The sequence below is a fragment of the Desulfovibrio subterraneus genome, assembly GCF_013340285.1.
In the GTDB taxonomy this organism is placed as follows: Bacteria; Desulfobacterota; Desulfovibrionia; order Desulfovibrionales; family Desulfovibrionaceae; genus Halodesulfovibrio; species Halodesulfovibrio subterraneus.
This window is the reverse complement of record NZ_BLVO01000013.1, coordinates 698,924-714,932: the sequence shown is the minus strand read 5'-3', so window position 1 is coordinate 714,932 and position 16,009 is coordinate 698,924. Positions and strand designations below refer to the sequence as shown.

Here is a 16,009-nt window from a genome sequence, read left to right as displayed (position 1 = left end):
AGCAACCGAAAAACAAAGAGGCCAATGCTCATCAAGCCTGGCTTGAAAAAACCATTTCCTTGGTGAGAGCAAGACTCTCTCTGCAGTAAGGGCACTGCATATTCAGGACCTTCTGATCATCCCGCATGGGCTTAACCTTCAGCTTGAACACCTTCTGGCAGTAGGGACAACGGATTCTCTTTTCGTCAGTCATATTATCTCCGGTCGAGGCAATGCTATATTATGTGAGAGATCTATCATTTCAAACTATTGGAATAGATATGATGTAATCATAGCTTGTCACCATGACAATGGCAACAGTCTGTTCCTTCATACATCATCTTACGGCCGCATCCTGCATGCCGTACTCCGCTCCTTTACTTGACGTTCCCGCAACAGGGAACTAGTACACCGAAGGTACACCCCAATTTTTTGCCAGCGAGCCAATCTTGTCCTTCACATTCAGAGACACGAATCTCCCCATCATCTTCGGCCTGACTCTCATGGTTGTCATGGGCGTTTCCAGCATCATGCCGGTTCTGCCCCTTCTGGCCCGGGAACTTGACGCTCCCGTAGAAACCATCGGCCTTGTTCTCACGGCGTTCACGCTTCCCGGCATCTTCCTTGCTCCCGTTGCGGGCATTCTGGCAGACCGTTTCGGCAGAAAAAAAGTACTCATCCCCGGTCTTATCATATTCGGGCTTGCCGGAGCAGCCTGCGGCCTTGCCCAGACCCTGCCCACCCTGCTGACGCTGCGCTTCATACAAGGCATAGGCGCGGCACCGCTGGGTGTTCTGTATACTACCATCATAGGCGATCTGTACAAAGGCAAAGAGCGCACACGCATTATGGGATTAAATGCCGGAGTGCTCGGCATAGGCACGGCCATATTCCCGGCGCTCGGCGGACTCATGGGTGAACTTGGCTGGCACTGGCCTTTCTTTCTTCCCCTCATCGCCCTGCCGCTCTGCGTCGCCGTACTAACCCATCTGGATCTGCCTGAACCCGAATTCAAACAGGACCTCAAGAGCTACTTCAAATCCGCCAGAGAAATTATCCAGAGCAGGCAGGCCATCGCGCTCTTTTCCGTCACCCTGCTCACATTCTTCATCCTCTACGGCCCCATCGTCACATTCTTTCCCATACTTGCAGACACCACCTTCGATGTTCCCCCCTCAGCCATCGGTGGTCTTTTCGGCGCGTCCTCACTTGCCACGGCCGTCGCTTCCGCCCTCATAGGCAAGCTTTCCCGCTGGTTCAGCGAACGAACCATGCTCTGCGTAGGCCATGCGCTCTACATTGTTTCCATGGTTCTCATTCCCTTCACACCGCATTACTGGTGGATGCTCCTGCCCATCTGTATCTTCGGCCTTGCACAGGGCTTCAATTTTCCCAACCTGACAACCATGCTCACAAGCCTTGCCCCCATCGAACAGCGGGCCGCTATCATGGCCGTCAACGGCACGGTGCTGCGCCTTGCGCAAACCGTAGCCCCCATATTCTTCACCCTCTTTTACTGGATAGGTGACCTGAAGGCTGTCTACTTTGCAGGTGCTGCGGTGTCCGTTCTCATGCTGTACATTACAATAACACGGGTCAGCTCCACCTTGCGCCACTGATAACCCGAAAAACAGGACCGCCACCACATCAATCAGCGCCTTGCACTACGGCGCCTTCTTCTTTATATCTTCTCTGCCGTACGCATGGAGTGCCCCCACGCAGGCATAAGAAGACCCCATACAAGGACGCCTTTCTTGAAGAATACCCCCAATAAGATTCAATATCTTGACGGAACGCGTTTCATGCGCGTTATTCAGGCAGCCACCAGAAGGCTGGTGGAGAAGCACGGACATCTCAATGATATCAACGTGTTTCCTGTGCCCGACGGTGATACCGGCAGCAATATGGCCGGCACCATGCGCAACATCGTCTCAAGCTCGGCAAAGAGCATCGAGCGTTCCATAGGCAAGATGAGCGATGTCATTGCCGAATCTGCACTGATGAGCGCACGGGGAAACTCCGGGGTCATCCTCGCCCAGTTCCTGTGCGGTTTTTCCGAAGGGGTGAAAGGACTCAAGCGCATTTCTCCCTCAGACTTTTCCAATGCGGCCTCTACCGCTGCCCGACGCGCCATGGAGTCCATTTCCGACCCGCGCGAAGGCACAATCCTCACCGTCATCAACGACTGGGCCGAGCATCTGAAGGAAAACTGCCACAAGTATCAGAATTTTCATGAACTGCTGCACGACTCGCTCGAACGCGCCAAAGTGTCTGTCCGCTCCACCACGGACAAGCTCGCATCGTTGAAAAAGGCTGATGTGGTGGACGCAGGCGGCCTCGGATTCGTCTATCTTCTTGAAGGGATAGTCGAATTCACGGAACGCGGCTCCCTGAAAGACAAAGGCGAAGACTACGTGGTTGTCGAGACCTTCAATCCCGTTCAGGAAAAAGTCAGCGTCGATTCGCTGGAGTTCCTCTACTGCACCGAATGCCTCGTCATCGGAGAAGCCATCAGTGCTTCCGCCCTGCGCCAGCGCCTTGCCCCGCTTGGTGACAGCCTTATCGTAGCCGGAACTGCCGACAAGGTGCGTGTGCATATCCACACCAACGAACCTGATACCGTGTTCGCCATAGCCGCAGAATTCGGCACCGTATCTGCACAGAAAGCCGAGAACATGCTGGAACAGCATAGAAGACTGCTTGCCGATGTGCAGCAGCAGACAGGCATTATCACCGACTCCACCTGCGACCTGCCCGAGCACCTGCTGAGAGAATACGATATTCAGGTTGCCCCGCTGCGCCTCTTCCTCAATGACGAAGAATTCGTGGACAAGGTCACCATCTCGACCGAAGAATTCAACTCCCGCCTCGGCGACTCCACTTCCGCAAAGACCTCGCAGCCTGCACCCGGCGACTTCAAACGCCTGTACGAAGAAATGCAGGAACATTACAGCGAAGTGGCCGCAGTGCATGTCATGGCCCGCTACAGCGGTACGATGCAGTCTTCAAAGGCTGTGGGGTCCATGGTCTGGAGCGACCGCCTGAACATTCTGGACAGCAACACCCTTACCGGTGGACTGGGAATGGTTGTCCTCAAGGCGGCACAAAGAGCAAGGGAAGGCATGCCCGCAGCCGAAATAGTCCGGCTTGCGGAAGAAGATTGTGCCAACGTGCGCGTTTTCGTCTCCATGGACACGCTGGACTTTGCCGTTCGCGGTGGGCGCATGACGCGCAGCCAGGGCTTTCTTGCCCGCCTGCTGAATATCAAGCCCGTTCTCGAATTCAACTCCCGCCAGCAGGGCAAGGTGAACGTGGTTGCCAAGGCCCTTGGCGCACGACGCTGCGAAGACAAGCTCTTTGCCATGCTTGCACGCGAAGTGCAGGAACACGGCCCCTGCACCCTGCAATTCGCCATTACCCATGTGAACGTTCCCGAAGTGGCCGAGCGCTATGCACGGCGCATGGAAAACGAATTCGGCATGGCTCCGCTCTATATCATGCAGGCTTCGCCCGTGCTGGGCTGCCACAGCGGACCGGGTGCATGTGCCGTTGCCATGCTCATGTCCCCTGCCGAACAATAGCCAATTATATTCCCGGTGCCGCAGCAAGCCCTACGGTACCGGGAATAACCTTCCATCCTTCATACATCTTTGCATTTTCCCGCGTTTTACTTCATAGTGTCTGCAACGCCCCCATATGGAGTTATGCAGGCCAATGCGCAATAGTATTTTTCTTGCCCTAGTCATTCTTTGCACCCTCATGGTTTCCCCTTCCTTCGCCGATAAGGCAAAAAAGGGCGGACACCTTGTCCCCACAGTCATAAAGAACATGGGGGTAACCAAGGACGGTGATGCAGAGCTCTTCTGCCTTGATTTCAGCGATCCGCGGATACCCGACCTGGAAACCATTGACGATGAGAGCAACCCCCGTCTGTTCTTCGATGTTATCGAAGTAAAGGAATGGAAGGGGCAAAGCACGTATGAGATAAAGGGCGCGATGATCAGACAGGTCCGCACCGGATTCAACAACGACAGCAAGAAGCTGCGTGTGGTTCTGGACCTGAACCCCAAGTACAATTACAATATCGAACCGTCATACGACGACCGGTACAACTTGTTCTGCATCGCCATATCCGCCCGCTCGGTCCGCCAATAATTTGAGGATTGCGGGTTTTCTTTTCTCCTCCAACGTCTTACAGTAAGACTATACAGATGAGGAGCAAGACATGGCCATCATCCGATCAGACCTGATTAAGTTCGAAGGGCGACGCATGCTGCAGGAAGCATTCGCCCAGCAGATCCGCACCGGCAGGCGAATCACGGTGACTGACGACATACTCATGCAGTATTTCATGTCACTGCGCATTACGGAGCAGTATCCGAGCAAGGTAATGACGGCGGAAGCCCAGACTCAGCTTCCCGACTACCTGGTCGGCCTGTTCGCCAACATGGACATATGACCAGATCCGAACAAACAAAAAAGCCCCGTAAAGGGGCTTTTCTTATGCGGCGCTGCAACTCGCAGGAAGTCCGGTGACACGTAACACGCATCAGGCCGGTTCCCCGCGATAGCCGGAAGCTACTCAACCTCGGCAATCCACTGCTGCAGAGTCTCCACAATCTTCTTGGCTTGATCAACGCTGGAAATGTTGAACTTGGACTTGGCACGATACTCTCCGGAAACCTTCTGGTACCGGCGGATGATGTACTTGTCCGGACCGTAGTCCTCCAGCTTGTTGTCCCACTGCTTGTAGCGGAACATGACAGTTGCCCACGCTCCCTTGGAAAGAATGGCCTTGTCCAGTTCCTTGACGACAAGATGGCCGTCTTCTTCATAATCAACGGTAAGTTCTTCAACTGTTGTACTCATTACATCCCTCGCTCGTATATAGTATCTTGCCGACAAGCGTGCCATGCAACACAAACACCGGCGGGCCGCTGCCCCCGGCAGGTCCCGTCTGGCCCTGTCTGGCCTTTTGCGTTGCACCTCTGTCCAGCGTGCGGTCACAGGTACTACGCCCTCTCCCTCATGGCAAGCCGAGACAGACGGCTGCCGCACACCAAATAAAAAGCGGGGGCTTGCAACCCCCGCCATTTCCATATCTCTTCCTGAAGACTAGTCAGAGAAATCCGCTTCCGACTCTGCCTCGGCTTCAACCATCTGCCACAGACCGGAAGCATCGCCGAAGGTCTGCCTGGCCTGCTTCAGGCCGAGGTTGAAGGCCTTGAGGTTCACTTCATGTATCTTCTGGGGCAGGTTCTCCAGCAGTGCCGAGCGCATGGCCTTCACATCCGCAAATGGCAGCAGGTGGGTAACTGCACCAAGCACAATGGTGTTCAGCGCCATGGGGTTGCCTATCTTTTTGGTGGCCATTTCTGTAAACGGCAGTCCCAGATAGACATTGGTGGGCGGCTGCTGCACCAGCTGAGAATCAACGAGCAGAATGCCCGAGCGCTTCATGTAGTGATAATACGAGTTGCATGCCTGCTGCGACAGGGCCACGAGAAGGTCAAGATTTTCGGTCTTCGGGTAGCTGATGGGCTTGCTGCTCACCACCACGTCTGCACGGCTGGAACCGCCTCGCGCTTCGGGCCCATAGCTCTGCGTCTGGGTTGCGTAGTAGCCATGGCCCATGGCAAGGGCATAGCCCAGCATTCTGCCAAGGGTAATGAGTCCCTGACCGCCGGTACCGGAAAGACGTATTTCAAATCGATCAATCTGCGGGAGCTTTTTCATTACTTCTGCTCCTTTGGCGCATCAACAGGCTTTTCCGCAACACCCTCAACAATAGGTTCGGCTTCAGCCTTGGGCGAAACCTGTTCCTTGGGCTCGGGCTGCCCCTTGTGCATTATCCTTTGCTTGAGCGAGGCATAACGCTCTTCAAGTCCGGGCCTGTTATCATTGCGGAACACACCGATGGGAATGCGGGTGTCGTCTTCCTTGCGGTTTTCGAGCTTCACCGTATTCTTTTTGAGCCATTCATACATGCTCACTGTTCCCTTGAACTTGTTCTTGCGCCCATACTGCGTAGGACAGGGAGACAGCGCTTCGACAACCGAGAAACCGGGGTGCATTATGGCGTCCATTATCAGGCCGTCGAGCATGCGGGCATGGAAGGAGGTACCGCGCGCCACATAGTTGGCACCGGCCGCCGTCACCAGATCAACCGTATCGAAGGGCTGCTCCAGCGAACCATGCGGAGTGGTCATGGAGTTGTCGCCGAACGGTGTGGCGGGAGAACACTGCCCGCCCGTCATGCCGTAGATGTAGTTGTTCAGGATGAGCGCGGTTACGCCGATATTGCGCCGCGCAGCATGGATGAGATGGTTGCCGCCTATGGAAAGAGCATCGCCGTCGCCCATGACGCAGATGACCTTGAGCTTGGGGTTGGCCATCTTGATGCCGGTAGCAAAGGTCAGGGCGCGTCCGTGGGTGGTATGAACGGTGTTGAAGTCCACATATACCGCCATACGCCCCGAGCAGCCGATACCGGCAACGATGACCACATCATCCTTGGGCAGCTGCAGGGCATGCACGCTGCGGATAAGGGAACCAAGAATGATGCCATGCCCGCAGCCGGGGCAAAACACGTGCGGGAATTTCTTGTTATGCCGCAGGTAGTCGTGGATAAGCTGTGTTACTTCTGCCATGGCACACCTACAGTATTGCTTTGAGGATTTCAGAAGGTGTAATGATCTGGCCGTCTACCCGGTTCAGAGTCCGCACGCGGGTGAGGCCGTTGTTCACACGCTTCACCTCACGGGAAATCTGTCCCATGTTCATTTCAGGCACCAGAACATGCCGGCAGCGCCGGCAGAGCTTTTCCACGGCAGGACGGGCAAAGGGGAACAGCGTCTTCAGTGTGAGAAGACCAGCCTTCACGCCACGTTCACGCGCCTGCTCCACGGCATAATGGGCGGAACGGGCCACGCTGCCATAGGCGATGACGGCCACTTCGGCGTCTTCGCACATGAACTCGTCCACCATCATGATATCGCCGTAGAACTGGTCTATCTTGCGGAACAAGCGCTTCATGGCTTCGTTCACTTCATCAGGACGCGAAGAGGGGAAGCCCATATTGTCATGGGTAAGACCGGTCACGTGGATACGGTAGCCTGAGCCGATGGGCGCCATGGCAGGCACTGCACGGGTGGCCTCGGCATAGGGCTTAAACCACTCCGGCGGCACGGTGGGTGTCATGCGGGAAAGGATTTCCAGCTCTTCGGAATCGGGAATGACAATCTTTTCACGGGTATGCGCCGTAACTTCATCTATCAGCAGGATAACCGGCGTGCGGTACTTTTCCGCCATATTGAACGCCACAACGGTCATTTCAAAACATTCCTGCACGGTAGATGCGGAAAGAACGATTATGGAATGGTCACCATGGGTTCCCCAGCGTGCCATCTGCACATCGCCTTGTGCAGGGCTGGTGGGAAGCCCGGTGCTGGGGCCGCCGCGCATGACGTTGACCACAACCAGCGGTGCCTCGACCATGCAGGCGTAGCCTATGTGTTCCTGCATGAGAGAAAAACCGGGGCCGGACGTTGCCGTCATGGACTTGCGTCCCGCAAGCGATGCGCCGATAATGGCGCCCATACTGGCAATTTCGTCCTCCATCTGAATGAACACGCCATCTTCAGTCATGGGAAGGCGCTGAGACATAACTTCCATGATTTCAGTGGAGGGCGTGATGGGATACCCGCCAAAAAAAGTGCATCCGGCAAGCAAAGCGCCTTCGGCTATGGCTTCGTTGCCCTGAGCAAACACCTCGACCTTTTTCCGTTTCTTTCTGATTGTAGCCATGATCAGCAAGCCTCACCGTTGGTTGGAGGGCCGGAAGGGAACGACGGACAGGTTGCTCCATCCTCCCGTGGCCGGATGGAGATTGCAAAATCTGGACAGTGCAGTTCACAGAAGCCACAATTGATGCAGTCTTCCGGACGCACGGGCTCCGCCTTGCCCAATGCGCTCATTTCCAGCACCTTTCCCGGACAGAATGCGACACAAATACCGCACCCTTTACACCAATCCGGGTACACACACACCAGTGTCTGCCCTTTCTTTTTCTTTGGCATTACCGTACCGGATACCTGTTGCTTGTGGCAGCGCGCTGCCGTAGGTAAAACATAACTTCCAATGTCAACAGTCGACATTGGGGCCTGCAGGTTCTCTGGTACCCTGTTACAATGAGACACACTGCCCCGCAAGCCCCAACACGGAAATTTCAACAAAAAAATCCCATTGTTGTGTGATTGAACAATATCATGAGGATAAAATGAATACACACTCTGCAATCGGCTTTTGCGTTCCCCCCTTTGCATTTTCCTCCCGCAGATCCCCCGTTTTTGCGGAATATGGCATGGTTGCAGCCTCACAACCACAAGCCGTGGCCGCCGGTCTGGACATGCTGCGCGCAAAAGGAAGTGCAGCAGATGCAGCTGTAGCCGTGGCCGCCGTACTGGCGGTGGTGGAACCCTGCTCCACCGGTATAGGTGGCGACGCCTTTGCCCTGTGCTTTGATGCCGCAACCGGCACCGTGCACGCACTGAACGGTTCCGGCAGAAGCGGTGCGCAATTCACCCTCGACAAGGTGCTGGCGCTTGAGGTTGAAGAGATGCCCCTGTACCACGGCATTTCTGTAACCGTCCCCGGCGCATGCGCCGCGTGGTGCGCCCTGCATGAACGTTTCGGCAAGCTGCCGCTTGAGCAGGTACTGGCTCCTGCCATCCGTCTGGCGCGCGACGGGTTCTGCGTCGGTCCCGTAACCAGCGAGCTCTGGTCGCAGGCAGAAGCGCTGCGCAAACACACAACAAGCTCCCCTCTGCTGGCAAACGGCAGAGCACCGCTTCCCGGCGAGCGCGTTCGCAACCCGCACATGGCAAAAGTTCTGCAGGCTGTTGCATCTCACGGCAAACAAGCCTTTTACGAAGGCGAGCTTGCCGGACGCATGGCCGCTGCGGTGCAGGCAGCCGGTGGCGTGCTGCAGCCGGAAGACTTTGCAGCCTGCACTGCGGATTGGGTTACGCCATTATCAACGGAATATCGCGGCATCCGCGTGCATGAGTGCCCACCCAACGGGCAAGGCATTGTGGCCCTTTCCGCACTCGGCATTCTCGGCCATACCGACCATGCCGACCACGCCCCGCTTTCGCCCGAGCGCCTGCACAGACAGATAGAGGCCCTGCGCCTCGCCTTTGCCGATGCCCGCCGGTATGTATGCGACCCTGCCCATGCAGAGCTGGACTACAACACCCTGCTCGCTCCCGACTATACGGCGCAGCGTGCCGCACGCATTCAGCCTGACAAGCGCAATGCCGCCGTAATGCACGGTACGCCTGAAGCAGGCAGCGACACCGTGCAGTTCTGCGTAACCGACCGCGACGGTAATGCCATTTCCATGGTCAACTCCGTCTACGGAAATTTCGGCAGCGGCATCGTTCCCGAAGGTCTGGGCTTTGCCCTGCAGAACAGAGGATGCAACTTCACGCTTGTGGAAGGGCATCCCAACTGCGCGGGACCCTCCAAGCGGCCCTATCACACCATCATTCCCTGCATGACCACCCGGCAGGACGGTTCGCTGCACTCCGCCATGGGTGTCATGGGGGGCTTCATGCAGCCGCAGGGCCATGTTCAGGTCATCAGCGCCCTGCTTGATGACGGATGCGATCCCCAGAGTGCGCTGGACAGGTTGCGGTTCTGCATAAACCCGGACGGCTCCGTGGCGCTGGAAGAAGGTCTTCCCGAAGAAACCATTGAAACGCTGGCCGCCATGCGCCACACAGTCAACCTCTGTCAGGGACATGATCGCAAACTCTTCGGCCGAGGGCAGGTCATTCTGCGCACTGAAGAAGGGTTCTACGCCGCCGGCAGCGACCCGCGCGCAGACGGCTGCGCCTTTGGCATCTAACCACATCAGCCGGGGGCGATCCCGCCTCCGGCTTCATCTGAATATTCCTTTGCAGGCTTGTCTCCGCATACCGGCTGTTGCTATGGTAGGGTGAATCCAGATTCCAACCCCCACGCACACGGAGACTGCATGCCCTCCCGACTGTTTCCAGCCCTGCCGCACCGCCTCGCCTTTATGGTCATCATGGCCGTGCTCCTTGCGTGTGGCACGGCAGGCAAGGATGCCCATGCCCGCAACGTCAGGGTGCGTGGCAACATGGATTCGCTCATCAGCTTTGAACTATCCAAGACCGTCATAGACACGGATGCCGCCAGCACCTTCCATCTGAGCTTCGTAGTGCCCAAGTCCTACAGCTCGCCAACGTTCAGCCAAGTTGTGCACGACTTCAATCTGCAGTTTACGCCCCAGCCGGACAAGCAGACTACCTACACGGATAACAGGGGCAACGAGATTGTCGAAGGCCAATGGAATACCCCGCCCTCTGCCGTCACCGCGCAGGTACGATTCAAGGCAGCCAACACGACAAAGTTAGGAACGCTCCGCTCCACTGCGCCCTTTCCCGTTGTCAATATTCCACGCGAGGCAGTTGATTACCTTTTCGGCTCCGAACAGGTGCAGACGGATGATCCCCGCATCCGTGACCTTGCGCGAGAACTGACGACAGGCGCACAGACGCAGTACGATGCCGTGCAGCGCATCTGCGAGTGGATTGTGGACAACGTGCGGTACGTCAATCCGCCCCAACGGTTCGACGCACTGTTCTCGCTGGATACCGGTACCGGCAACTGCCAGAACTTCTCGCACCTCGCAGCCGCCCTCATGCGCACGGTCGGCATCCCGGTTCGTGTCGTCAACGGCATCACGCTGGACGAACCTTACGACATTGCCCTTTCCGGCGATGTAATGCGAACCCGCATGGGCCTTGGCCGGCACTCATGGATTGAGGTCTGGTTCCCCGACCTTGGCTGGACACCCTACAATCCCCAGAGCACGGCCATGTTCATTGCCAACCGTTTCATCCGCATAGAAGTGGGCCTCGACAACAGGGAAACGGTGAACGACAGCAAGGTCAAATGGATAACCCGCAGAGGCAGCACCAGACGCCCGAATGTGCAGGAGGTATTTGCTTCGGAATTCGGCAGTGACTCTGTGTCCCTGACAGGAAAGGAATATGCGGACGGACCGCTCAAACGACTCATGCTGCCTGTCGTGGAAGCCGGAACACCCGTGGCCGCAATACCGGATTCAGACCCCCCCGCACAGGAAGGACGCAAAACCGGCCAGAAGGCCCGCCGCCATGCCGGCAAAACGACAGAGCCCGATGCAACATATCCGGCCAAGCCTCCCCGCTTAAAGCCCCGCACGACCACGGGCAAGGCAGGCAAAACACAATTGAAGAAAGGGGCCGCCGTTGCCTTGGGCAATATGGACTTTCCTCAGAACATAGATTTTTCAACCTACTCGGACGCTCCTGAAACACTGAACGGGGTAATGACGCTGAACCGCAACTTCATGGTGGAAACAGCGGAATATGCAACCACACGGCTGCGGCAGTATGCGCAGGTATTCACCCTGCCCCGCGCCCTGTCGCTTAAGGACATAAGCCTTGCCCTGCACCGGTACGGTGGAGGCGGCTCACTGTGGATAGACCTGATGGAGGACGATGCGGGCAAGCCGGGAGAGCTCGTCGCCACAAGCGAAATCATCCCCGTTTCAGGCATATCCATGCGGCCAGGCTACCGGTGGGTCACCTTTCCTTTCAGACTGCATACAGCTTCGCTTGGGCAGAACACGCTCACGCTCAAGTCCGGCAACTACTGGATAGGACTGGGCTATACGGGCGACCCCGTTATCAACTGGTTCTTCACCTACGGCAAACCCGTTGGGCCGGAAGGCGGCACACGGTTCCGCGATGCGCTGCTCTCGGACTGGGGCGGCGCACTGAGCTACGAATTCAATTACAGAGTCCGGGGCGTGGTGCGATAAACAGAAAAAGGCGACTCCCTTCCGGAAGCCGCCTTCATCATATCATATGCACTGCGCCTTAGCGCGGACGCCCCTTCGCCACAGCGAATTTCTTGGCATCCAGACCATACTTCTTCACCTTGTAGTTCACGATACGGTAGCTCACCCGCAGATCGCGCGCAGCCTGCAGCATGTTGCCGCGGGCCTTCTTGAGCGCATCCACAAGAAGTTCCTGTTCAAACTTGGCTACGGCCTCGCAGAACGAAAGGTTAGAGTCGGTCGCGGTGCTTTCCGCCGTCTGCAGCGAAGGCGGCAGATGGTAGGTACGGATAACGTGCTCGTCGCACACCAGCACCGCACGTTCGATGCAGTTCTTCAGTTCGCGTATGTTACCGGGCCAATGATACTGCGTGAGCAGGTCAATGGCGGGGGTGGATATACGCTTGATGTCGCGACTGTATTCTTCCGCATACAGGCTGAGGAAGTGTTCCGCCAGCGGCAGAATGTCTTCCCTGCGTTCCCGCAGCGGCGGAATGAACACGGGGAACACGTTGATGCGGTAATAGAGGTCTTCGCGGAAATGCCCCTTTTCCACCAGCTCTTCCAGAGGCTGGTGGGTGGCGCAGATAAGACGCACATCAACGGTGATGGTCTTTTCGCTGCCGAGACGCTGGATTTCCTGTTCCTGAATGGCACGCAGCACTTTTGCCTGCGCGGTGGGGCTGAGTTCGCCCACTTCGTCAAGGAACAGAGTCCCCTTGTTCGCCAGTTCGAAAAGGCCCTTCTTGTCCTGCACCGCACCGGTAAACGCGCCCTTCTGGTAACCGAAGAGTTCGCTTTCCACCAGTTCGGAGGGCAGCGCGGCGCAGTTCAACTTGATGAGCGGCTGCTCGCGGCGGGGGCTGGCCTGATGAATGGCCTCGGCCAGCAGTTCCTTGCCCGTACCCGACTCACCACGCAGCAGCGCGGTTGCACGGCTGGGACCAACCTGCGCAGCCTGGTTGAGTACAAGACGCATGGATTTGGAAGCGGCCACAATGTTGGGCGGGATGAATCCCGTTTCCACATTGTCACCGGCAATGAGGCCCTGAGACATCAGGTGCTTCTGCCGGGCCATTTCCTCCTGCAAGTACGCCGCCTGGTTGGCGATCATGCCTGCGACAACGGCAAGGAACTTCGACTGCCCCGTGAGCTTGGACATATCGCTCGTTGGCGTGTCCACGCTGAGGGTACCGATGACTTCGCGTCCTTCATCATCTTCACCGGGACCGAGCACCGGCACGCAGATGAAGGCCAGCGTCTTCAGCTCTTCCTCGGTACGCCCGAAAGCGCGGTTCAGGAAGGCCGGATGATCCTTCATGCGCGGCACGATAACCGGCTGCCCGCTGGAGAACACCTGCCCCGTTACGCCGACACCGGGCTCGTATTCCACATGCGACAACTTGGTGGGCGCATGTGCAAGGCTGAGCTTGAGGGTGCGGGTCTCAGGGTCGAAGATGACCAGATGAGGCCGCTGGAAGTCATGATTCTCCGCCAGTGTCTTGAGCAGAGACTTCAGCGTGGACTGGAAGGGACGCTGGGGTCCCATTTCCGACACAATACGCTGAAGCGTTCCCAGATACGGCTGTAGACTTTCGTCTTGTAGGTTGGTTACACTCATAGGATTCGTGTTTTCCTAGCCTGCCAGCTTGGCAACCCCTAGCTCTACAGCCTTGAGGTTCATTTCCACCAGCGAGGGCTTCAGATATTTCCTGATTGCGGACTCCAGAGCCTCCGGTCCGAAGGGAAGCAGCCCGGATGCGCACAGCGCACCCAGCAGTACGATGTTCCCCGCCTGTACGGAGCCGGCTTCCAGACCCAGCGTTCTGCAGGGCAGGAACCAGCACTTGGCGGAGCATCCCTTCACCCGTTCGGTGATATGCTCCATGGCGGGATAGGTATCCCGGCCACAGGAAACACCAACGGGAGGCAACGGTTCCGTGTTACTGATGACACTGCCGCCCTTTGCCAGATACGGCAGGCCGCGCAGTGTTTCCAATGGTTCAAAGCCGAGAACGATGTCGGCTTCGCCATGACTGATTTTCGGGCTCTTCCAGCCGCCGAGCAGCACAGTGGATTCCACCACGCCGCCGCGCTGGGCCATGCCGTGAATTTCGCCGGATACGACATCCAGCCCCTGATCAAGAGCAGTGCGGGCCAGAAGGGTGGTGGCGGTAAGAGTACCCTGCCCGCCCACGCCGGTCATGTAGATGCGAATGCGTTCCATCTAGGCGCTCCTTTTGCGGGCTTTGAAGTTCTTGCTGATCTGCATGCACACCATACAGCCGGTACACAGGGATTCATCCACCTGCACGCCGGTTTCATCACGATAGAATGCCGGACAGGCATATTCGTTCAGAACTCGGTCGGTTTCAGCCCCCTGCTCCGCCACATAGGCAGCCTGCGGACGGTTCAGCTTCAGCGTACGCCGTGCGTACAGAATGCAGGGCTCTTCAGCGATGATGACGCGAACGCCGGTTTTGCCCTTCATTTCCTCAAAGGTCTTCATGGTAGCCTTGAGGTTGAAAGGCTTCACCTTTGCCACCTCGGTCACACCACAGCCGCGCACGATGGATTCAATATCCAGATGCACGCAGGCATCGCCCAGCACCTTGGCGTCCACGCCGGGGTTCAGCTGATGGCCTGTCATGGCGGTGGTGCCGTTATCCAGAACAACCAGCAGCACGTTGTGCTTGTTGAACACGGCGTTCACAAGGCCGGTCATGCCGGAATGGAAGAAGGTGGAATCGCCGATGAAGGCAACCACGTCCTTGCCGGAAGAGCGGGAGAAACCGCAGCCGGAAGACACGGACGATCCCATGCAGAAGAGGAAATCGGCAGCCTTGAGCGGAGGCAGAATGCCCAGCGTGTAGCAGCCGATATCGCTTGAATAGTAGGCGTCGTCGCCGAAGAGCTGACGGACGGAATAGTATACGGCACGGTGCGAGCAACCGGCACACAGGTTCGGGGGACGAACCGGCAGGCCGAGGTCACCTTCGTTGCAGACGGGAGAAACGGGCTGCGCATCAAGGTGCTCTGCCAGTGCCATCTGAATGGCGGTGGTGTCATATTCACCCTGCACGGTCAGGTAGTCGCACTTGCCATGCACGGGCAGGGAAAGACCCATTTCGTGCACCATGGCGCGAATTTCCTTTTCCAGCAGCGGCTCAAGTTCTTCAATGACGATGACCTTGTCCACACTCTTGAGGAAGTCGCCGATGAGCTTCACGGGCAGCGGCCAGCTCATGCCCAGTTCGAGCACGGAAACCTTGTCCGCCCAGCCCTGTTCGGCCAGCACGTCTGCCAGATAGGAACGGGCGATGCCGGAAGCGATTATGCCCACCTTGCCTTCGCCACGGACAACGTTCCACGGAGAATTCTCTGCCACTTCACGGATTGCTTCAAGCGACTTGAGAAGCTCGCCATGACGTACGCGGGCCACGGCAGGCACCGGCACAAAACGGCGGGGATCACGCTTGAAATCGACAATGGCCGCAGGTTCGGGGCGCACATCAAAGGCCACGGGACCACGCAGATGGTTCACGCGGGTGGTCGTGCGCAGCATGACGGGCTGTTCGGTTTTGCGGGCAAGATGCAGCGCTTCGCGGGTCATATCCTTGGCTTCCTGCGCGGAGGCAGGCTCGAAACAAGGCATACCGGCAAGACGCGCATAGTAGCGGTTATCCTGCTCGTTCTGGCTGGAATGGCAGCCGGGGTCGTCTGCAGAAAGCAGCACAAGTCCGCCCGGCAGGCCGGTGTAGGTCATGGTAAGCAGCGGGTCGGCGGCAACGTTCACGCCGACGTGCTTCATGGTCACCAGAGTCATGGCACCACCGAGAGCTGCACCTGCGGCCACTTCCATGGCCACCTTCTCGTTAACGGAGTATTCGAAGTAGTAGGAACCGTCCTTGAGACGGTGGAAGGTATCGGGAACTTCTGAGGAAGGAGTGCCGGGGTAGCAGGTGACAACATTTATGCCTGCTTCCAGCGCGCCACGCACTATTGCTTCGTTACCGAGCAACAGGTGCTTTTCGCCGGGGCCACCGGCCAGAATCGGATGCGCCATGTTGAATACTTCTCCTGATATGACCGGACAACGCCGGTACAGCAAACAGT

15 protein-coding genes are annotated in these 16,009 nt (G+C 57.3%); 6 read left to right on the top strand and 9 right to left on the bottom strand.

Annotated elements, in window-relative coordinates; translation table 11 throughout:
- Positions 1-31: 31 nt before the first annotated feature.
- Entirely contained in the window at positions 32-193 is a 162-nt protein-coding gene (locus HUV30_RS10100) for a hypothetical protein (protein WP_174405304.1), read from the bottom strand.
- 235 nt (positions 194-428) lie between these two features.
- Here HUV30_RS10100 and HUV30_RS10095 point away from each other — a divergent pair, with 235 nt between their 5' ends.
- From HUV30_RS10095 to HUV30_RS10080, 4 genes are all read left to right on the top strand, one after another.
- The gene (locus tag HUV30_RS10095) at positions 429-1,598 is read left to right on the top strand and encodes an MFS transporter (protein ID WP_243452144.1); all 1,170 of its coding nucleotides are present in this window, start codon (positions 429-431) and stop codon (positions 1,596-1,598) included.
- 183 nt (positions 1,599-1,781) lie between these two features.
- Positions 1,782-3,560 carry a DegV family protein gene (locus HUV30_RS10090; protein ID WP_243452143.1) on the top strand — a complete coding sequence of 593 codons (1,779 nt, stop codon included), beginning with the start codon at positions 1,782-1,784 and terminating at the stop codon, positions 3,558-3,560.
- A gap of 133 nt (positions 3,561-3,693) precedes the next feature.
- Positions 3,694-4,134 (top strand): AMIN domain-containing protein, encoded by a 441-nt coding sequence (locus HUV30_RS10085; RefSeq protein WP_174405302.1) that lies wholly within the window; start codon positions 3,694-3,696, stop codon positions 4,132-4,134.
- A gap of 70 nt (positions 4,135-4,204) precedes the next feature.
- Positions 4,205-4,438 (top strand): hypothetical protein, encoded by a 234-nt coding sequence (locus tag HUV30_RS10080; protein WP_174405301.1) that lies wholly within the window; start codon positions 4,205-4,207, stop codon positions 4,436-4,438.
- Between the two features lie 119 nt (positions 4,439-4,557).
- Here the strand turns inward: HUV30_RS10080 and HUV30_RS10075 are convergent, their stop codons facing one another.
- The 5 genes from HUV30_RS10075 to HUV30_RS10055 form a co-directional block, all read right to left on the bottom strand.
- Positions 4,558-4,848 (bottom strand): hypothetical protein, encoded by a 291-nt coding sequence (locus HUV30_RS10075; RefSeq protein ID WP_174405300.1) that lies wholly within the window; start codon positions 4,846-4,848, stop codon positions 4,558-4,560.
- A 246-nt stretch (positions 4,849-5,094) separates the two neighbouring features.
- On the bottom strand, positions 5,095-5,715 hold the full coding sequence (locus tag HUV30_RS10070; RefSeq protein ID WP_174405299.1) for a 2-oxoacid:acceptor oxidoreductase family protein: 621 nt from the start codon (positions 5,713-5,715) through the stop codon (positions 5,095-5,097).
- The gene (locus HUV30_RS10065) at positions 5,715-6,629 is read right to left on the bottom strand and encodes a 2-oxoacid:ferredoxin oxidoreductase subunit beta (protein ID WP_174405298.1); all 915 of its coding nucleotides are present in this window, start codon (positions 6,627-6,629) and stop codon (positions 5,715-5,717) included. Before HUV30_RS10065 ends, HUV30_RS10070 begins: the two co-directional genes overlap by 1 nt.
- 7 nt (positions 6,630-6,636) lie before the next feature.
- Positions 6,637-7,785: a 2-oxoacid:acceptor oxidoreductase subunit alpha gene (locus tag HUV30_RS10060; RefSeq protein WP_174405297.1), complete on the bottom strand. Its 1,149-nt coding sequence runs from the start codon at positions 7,783-7,785 to the stop codon at positions 6,637-6,639.
- Between the two features lie 2 nt (positions 7,786-7,787).
- Positions 7,788-8,057, bottom strand: a complete 270-nt coding sequence (locus tag HUV30_RS10055; protein WP_174406155.1) for a 4Fe-4S dicluster domain-containing protein — start codon at positions 8,055-8,057, stop codon at positions 7,788-7,790.
- A gap of 284 nt (positions 8,058-8,341) precedes the next feature.
- Between HUV30_RS10055 and HUV30_RS10050 the strand changes: the two genes are divergently transcribed.
- Both HUV30_RS10050 and HUV30_RS10045 read left to right on the top strand, forming a co-directional pair.
- Positions 8,342-9,889, top strand: coding sequence for a gamma-glutamyltransferase family protein (locus HUV30_RS10050; RefSeq protein ID WP_243452142.1), 1,548 nt, complete (start codon positions 8,342-8,344; stop codon positions 9,887-9,889).
- Positions 9,890-10,018: 129 nt separating this feature from the next.
- Positions 10,019-11,875 (top strand): transglutaminase-like domain-containing protein, encoded by a 1,857-nt coding sequence (locus tag HUV30_RS10045; RefSeq protein ID WP_174405295.1) that lies wholly within the window; start codon positions 10,019-10,021, stop codon positions 11,873-11,875.
- A gap of 58 nt (positions 11,876-11,933) precedes the next feature.
- Here the strand turns inward: HUV30_RS10045 and HUV30_RS10040 are convergent, their stop codons facing one another.
- Genes HUV30_RS10040 through iorA form a run of 3 tightly spaced genes read right to left on the bottom strand, consistent with a single transcriptional unit; the run spans position 11,934 to position 15,959 of the window.
- The gene (locus HUV30_RS10040) at positions 11,934-13,514 is read right to left on the bottom strand and encodes a sigma-54-dependent Fis family transcriptional regulator (protein ID WP_174405294.1); all 1,581 of its coding nucleotides are present in this window, start codon (positions 13,512-13,514) and stop codon (positions 11,934-11,936) included.
- 15 nt (positions 13,515-13,529) lie between these two features.
- On the bottom strand, positions 13,530-14,120 hold the full coding sequence (locus tag HUV30_RS10035; RefSeq protein WP_174405293.1) for an indolepyruvate oxidoreductase subunit beta: 591 nt from the start codon (positions 14,118-14,120) through the stop codon (positions 13,530-13,532).
- Positions 14,121-15,959, bottom strand: coding sequence for an indolepyruvate ferredoxin oxidoreductase subunit alpha (gene iorA, locus HUV30_RS10030; protein WP_174405292.1), 1,839 nt, complete (start codon positions 15,957-15,959; stop codon positions 14,121-14,123).
- Positions 15,960-16,009 lie beyond the last annotated feature (50 nt).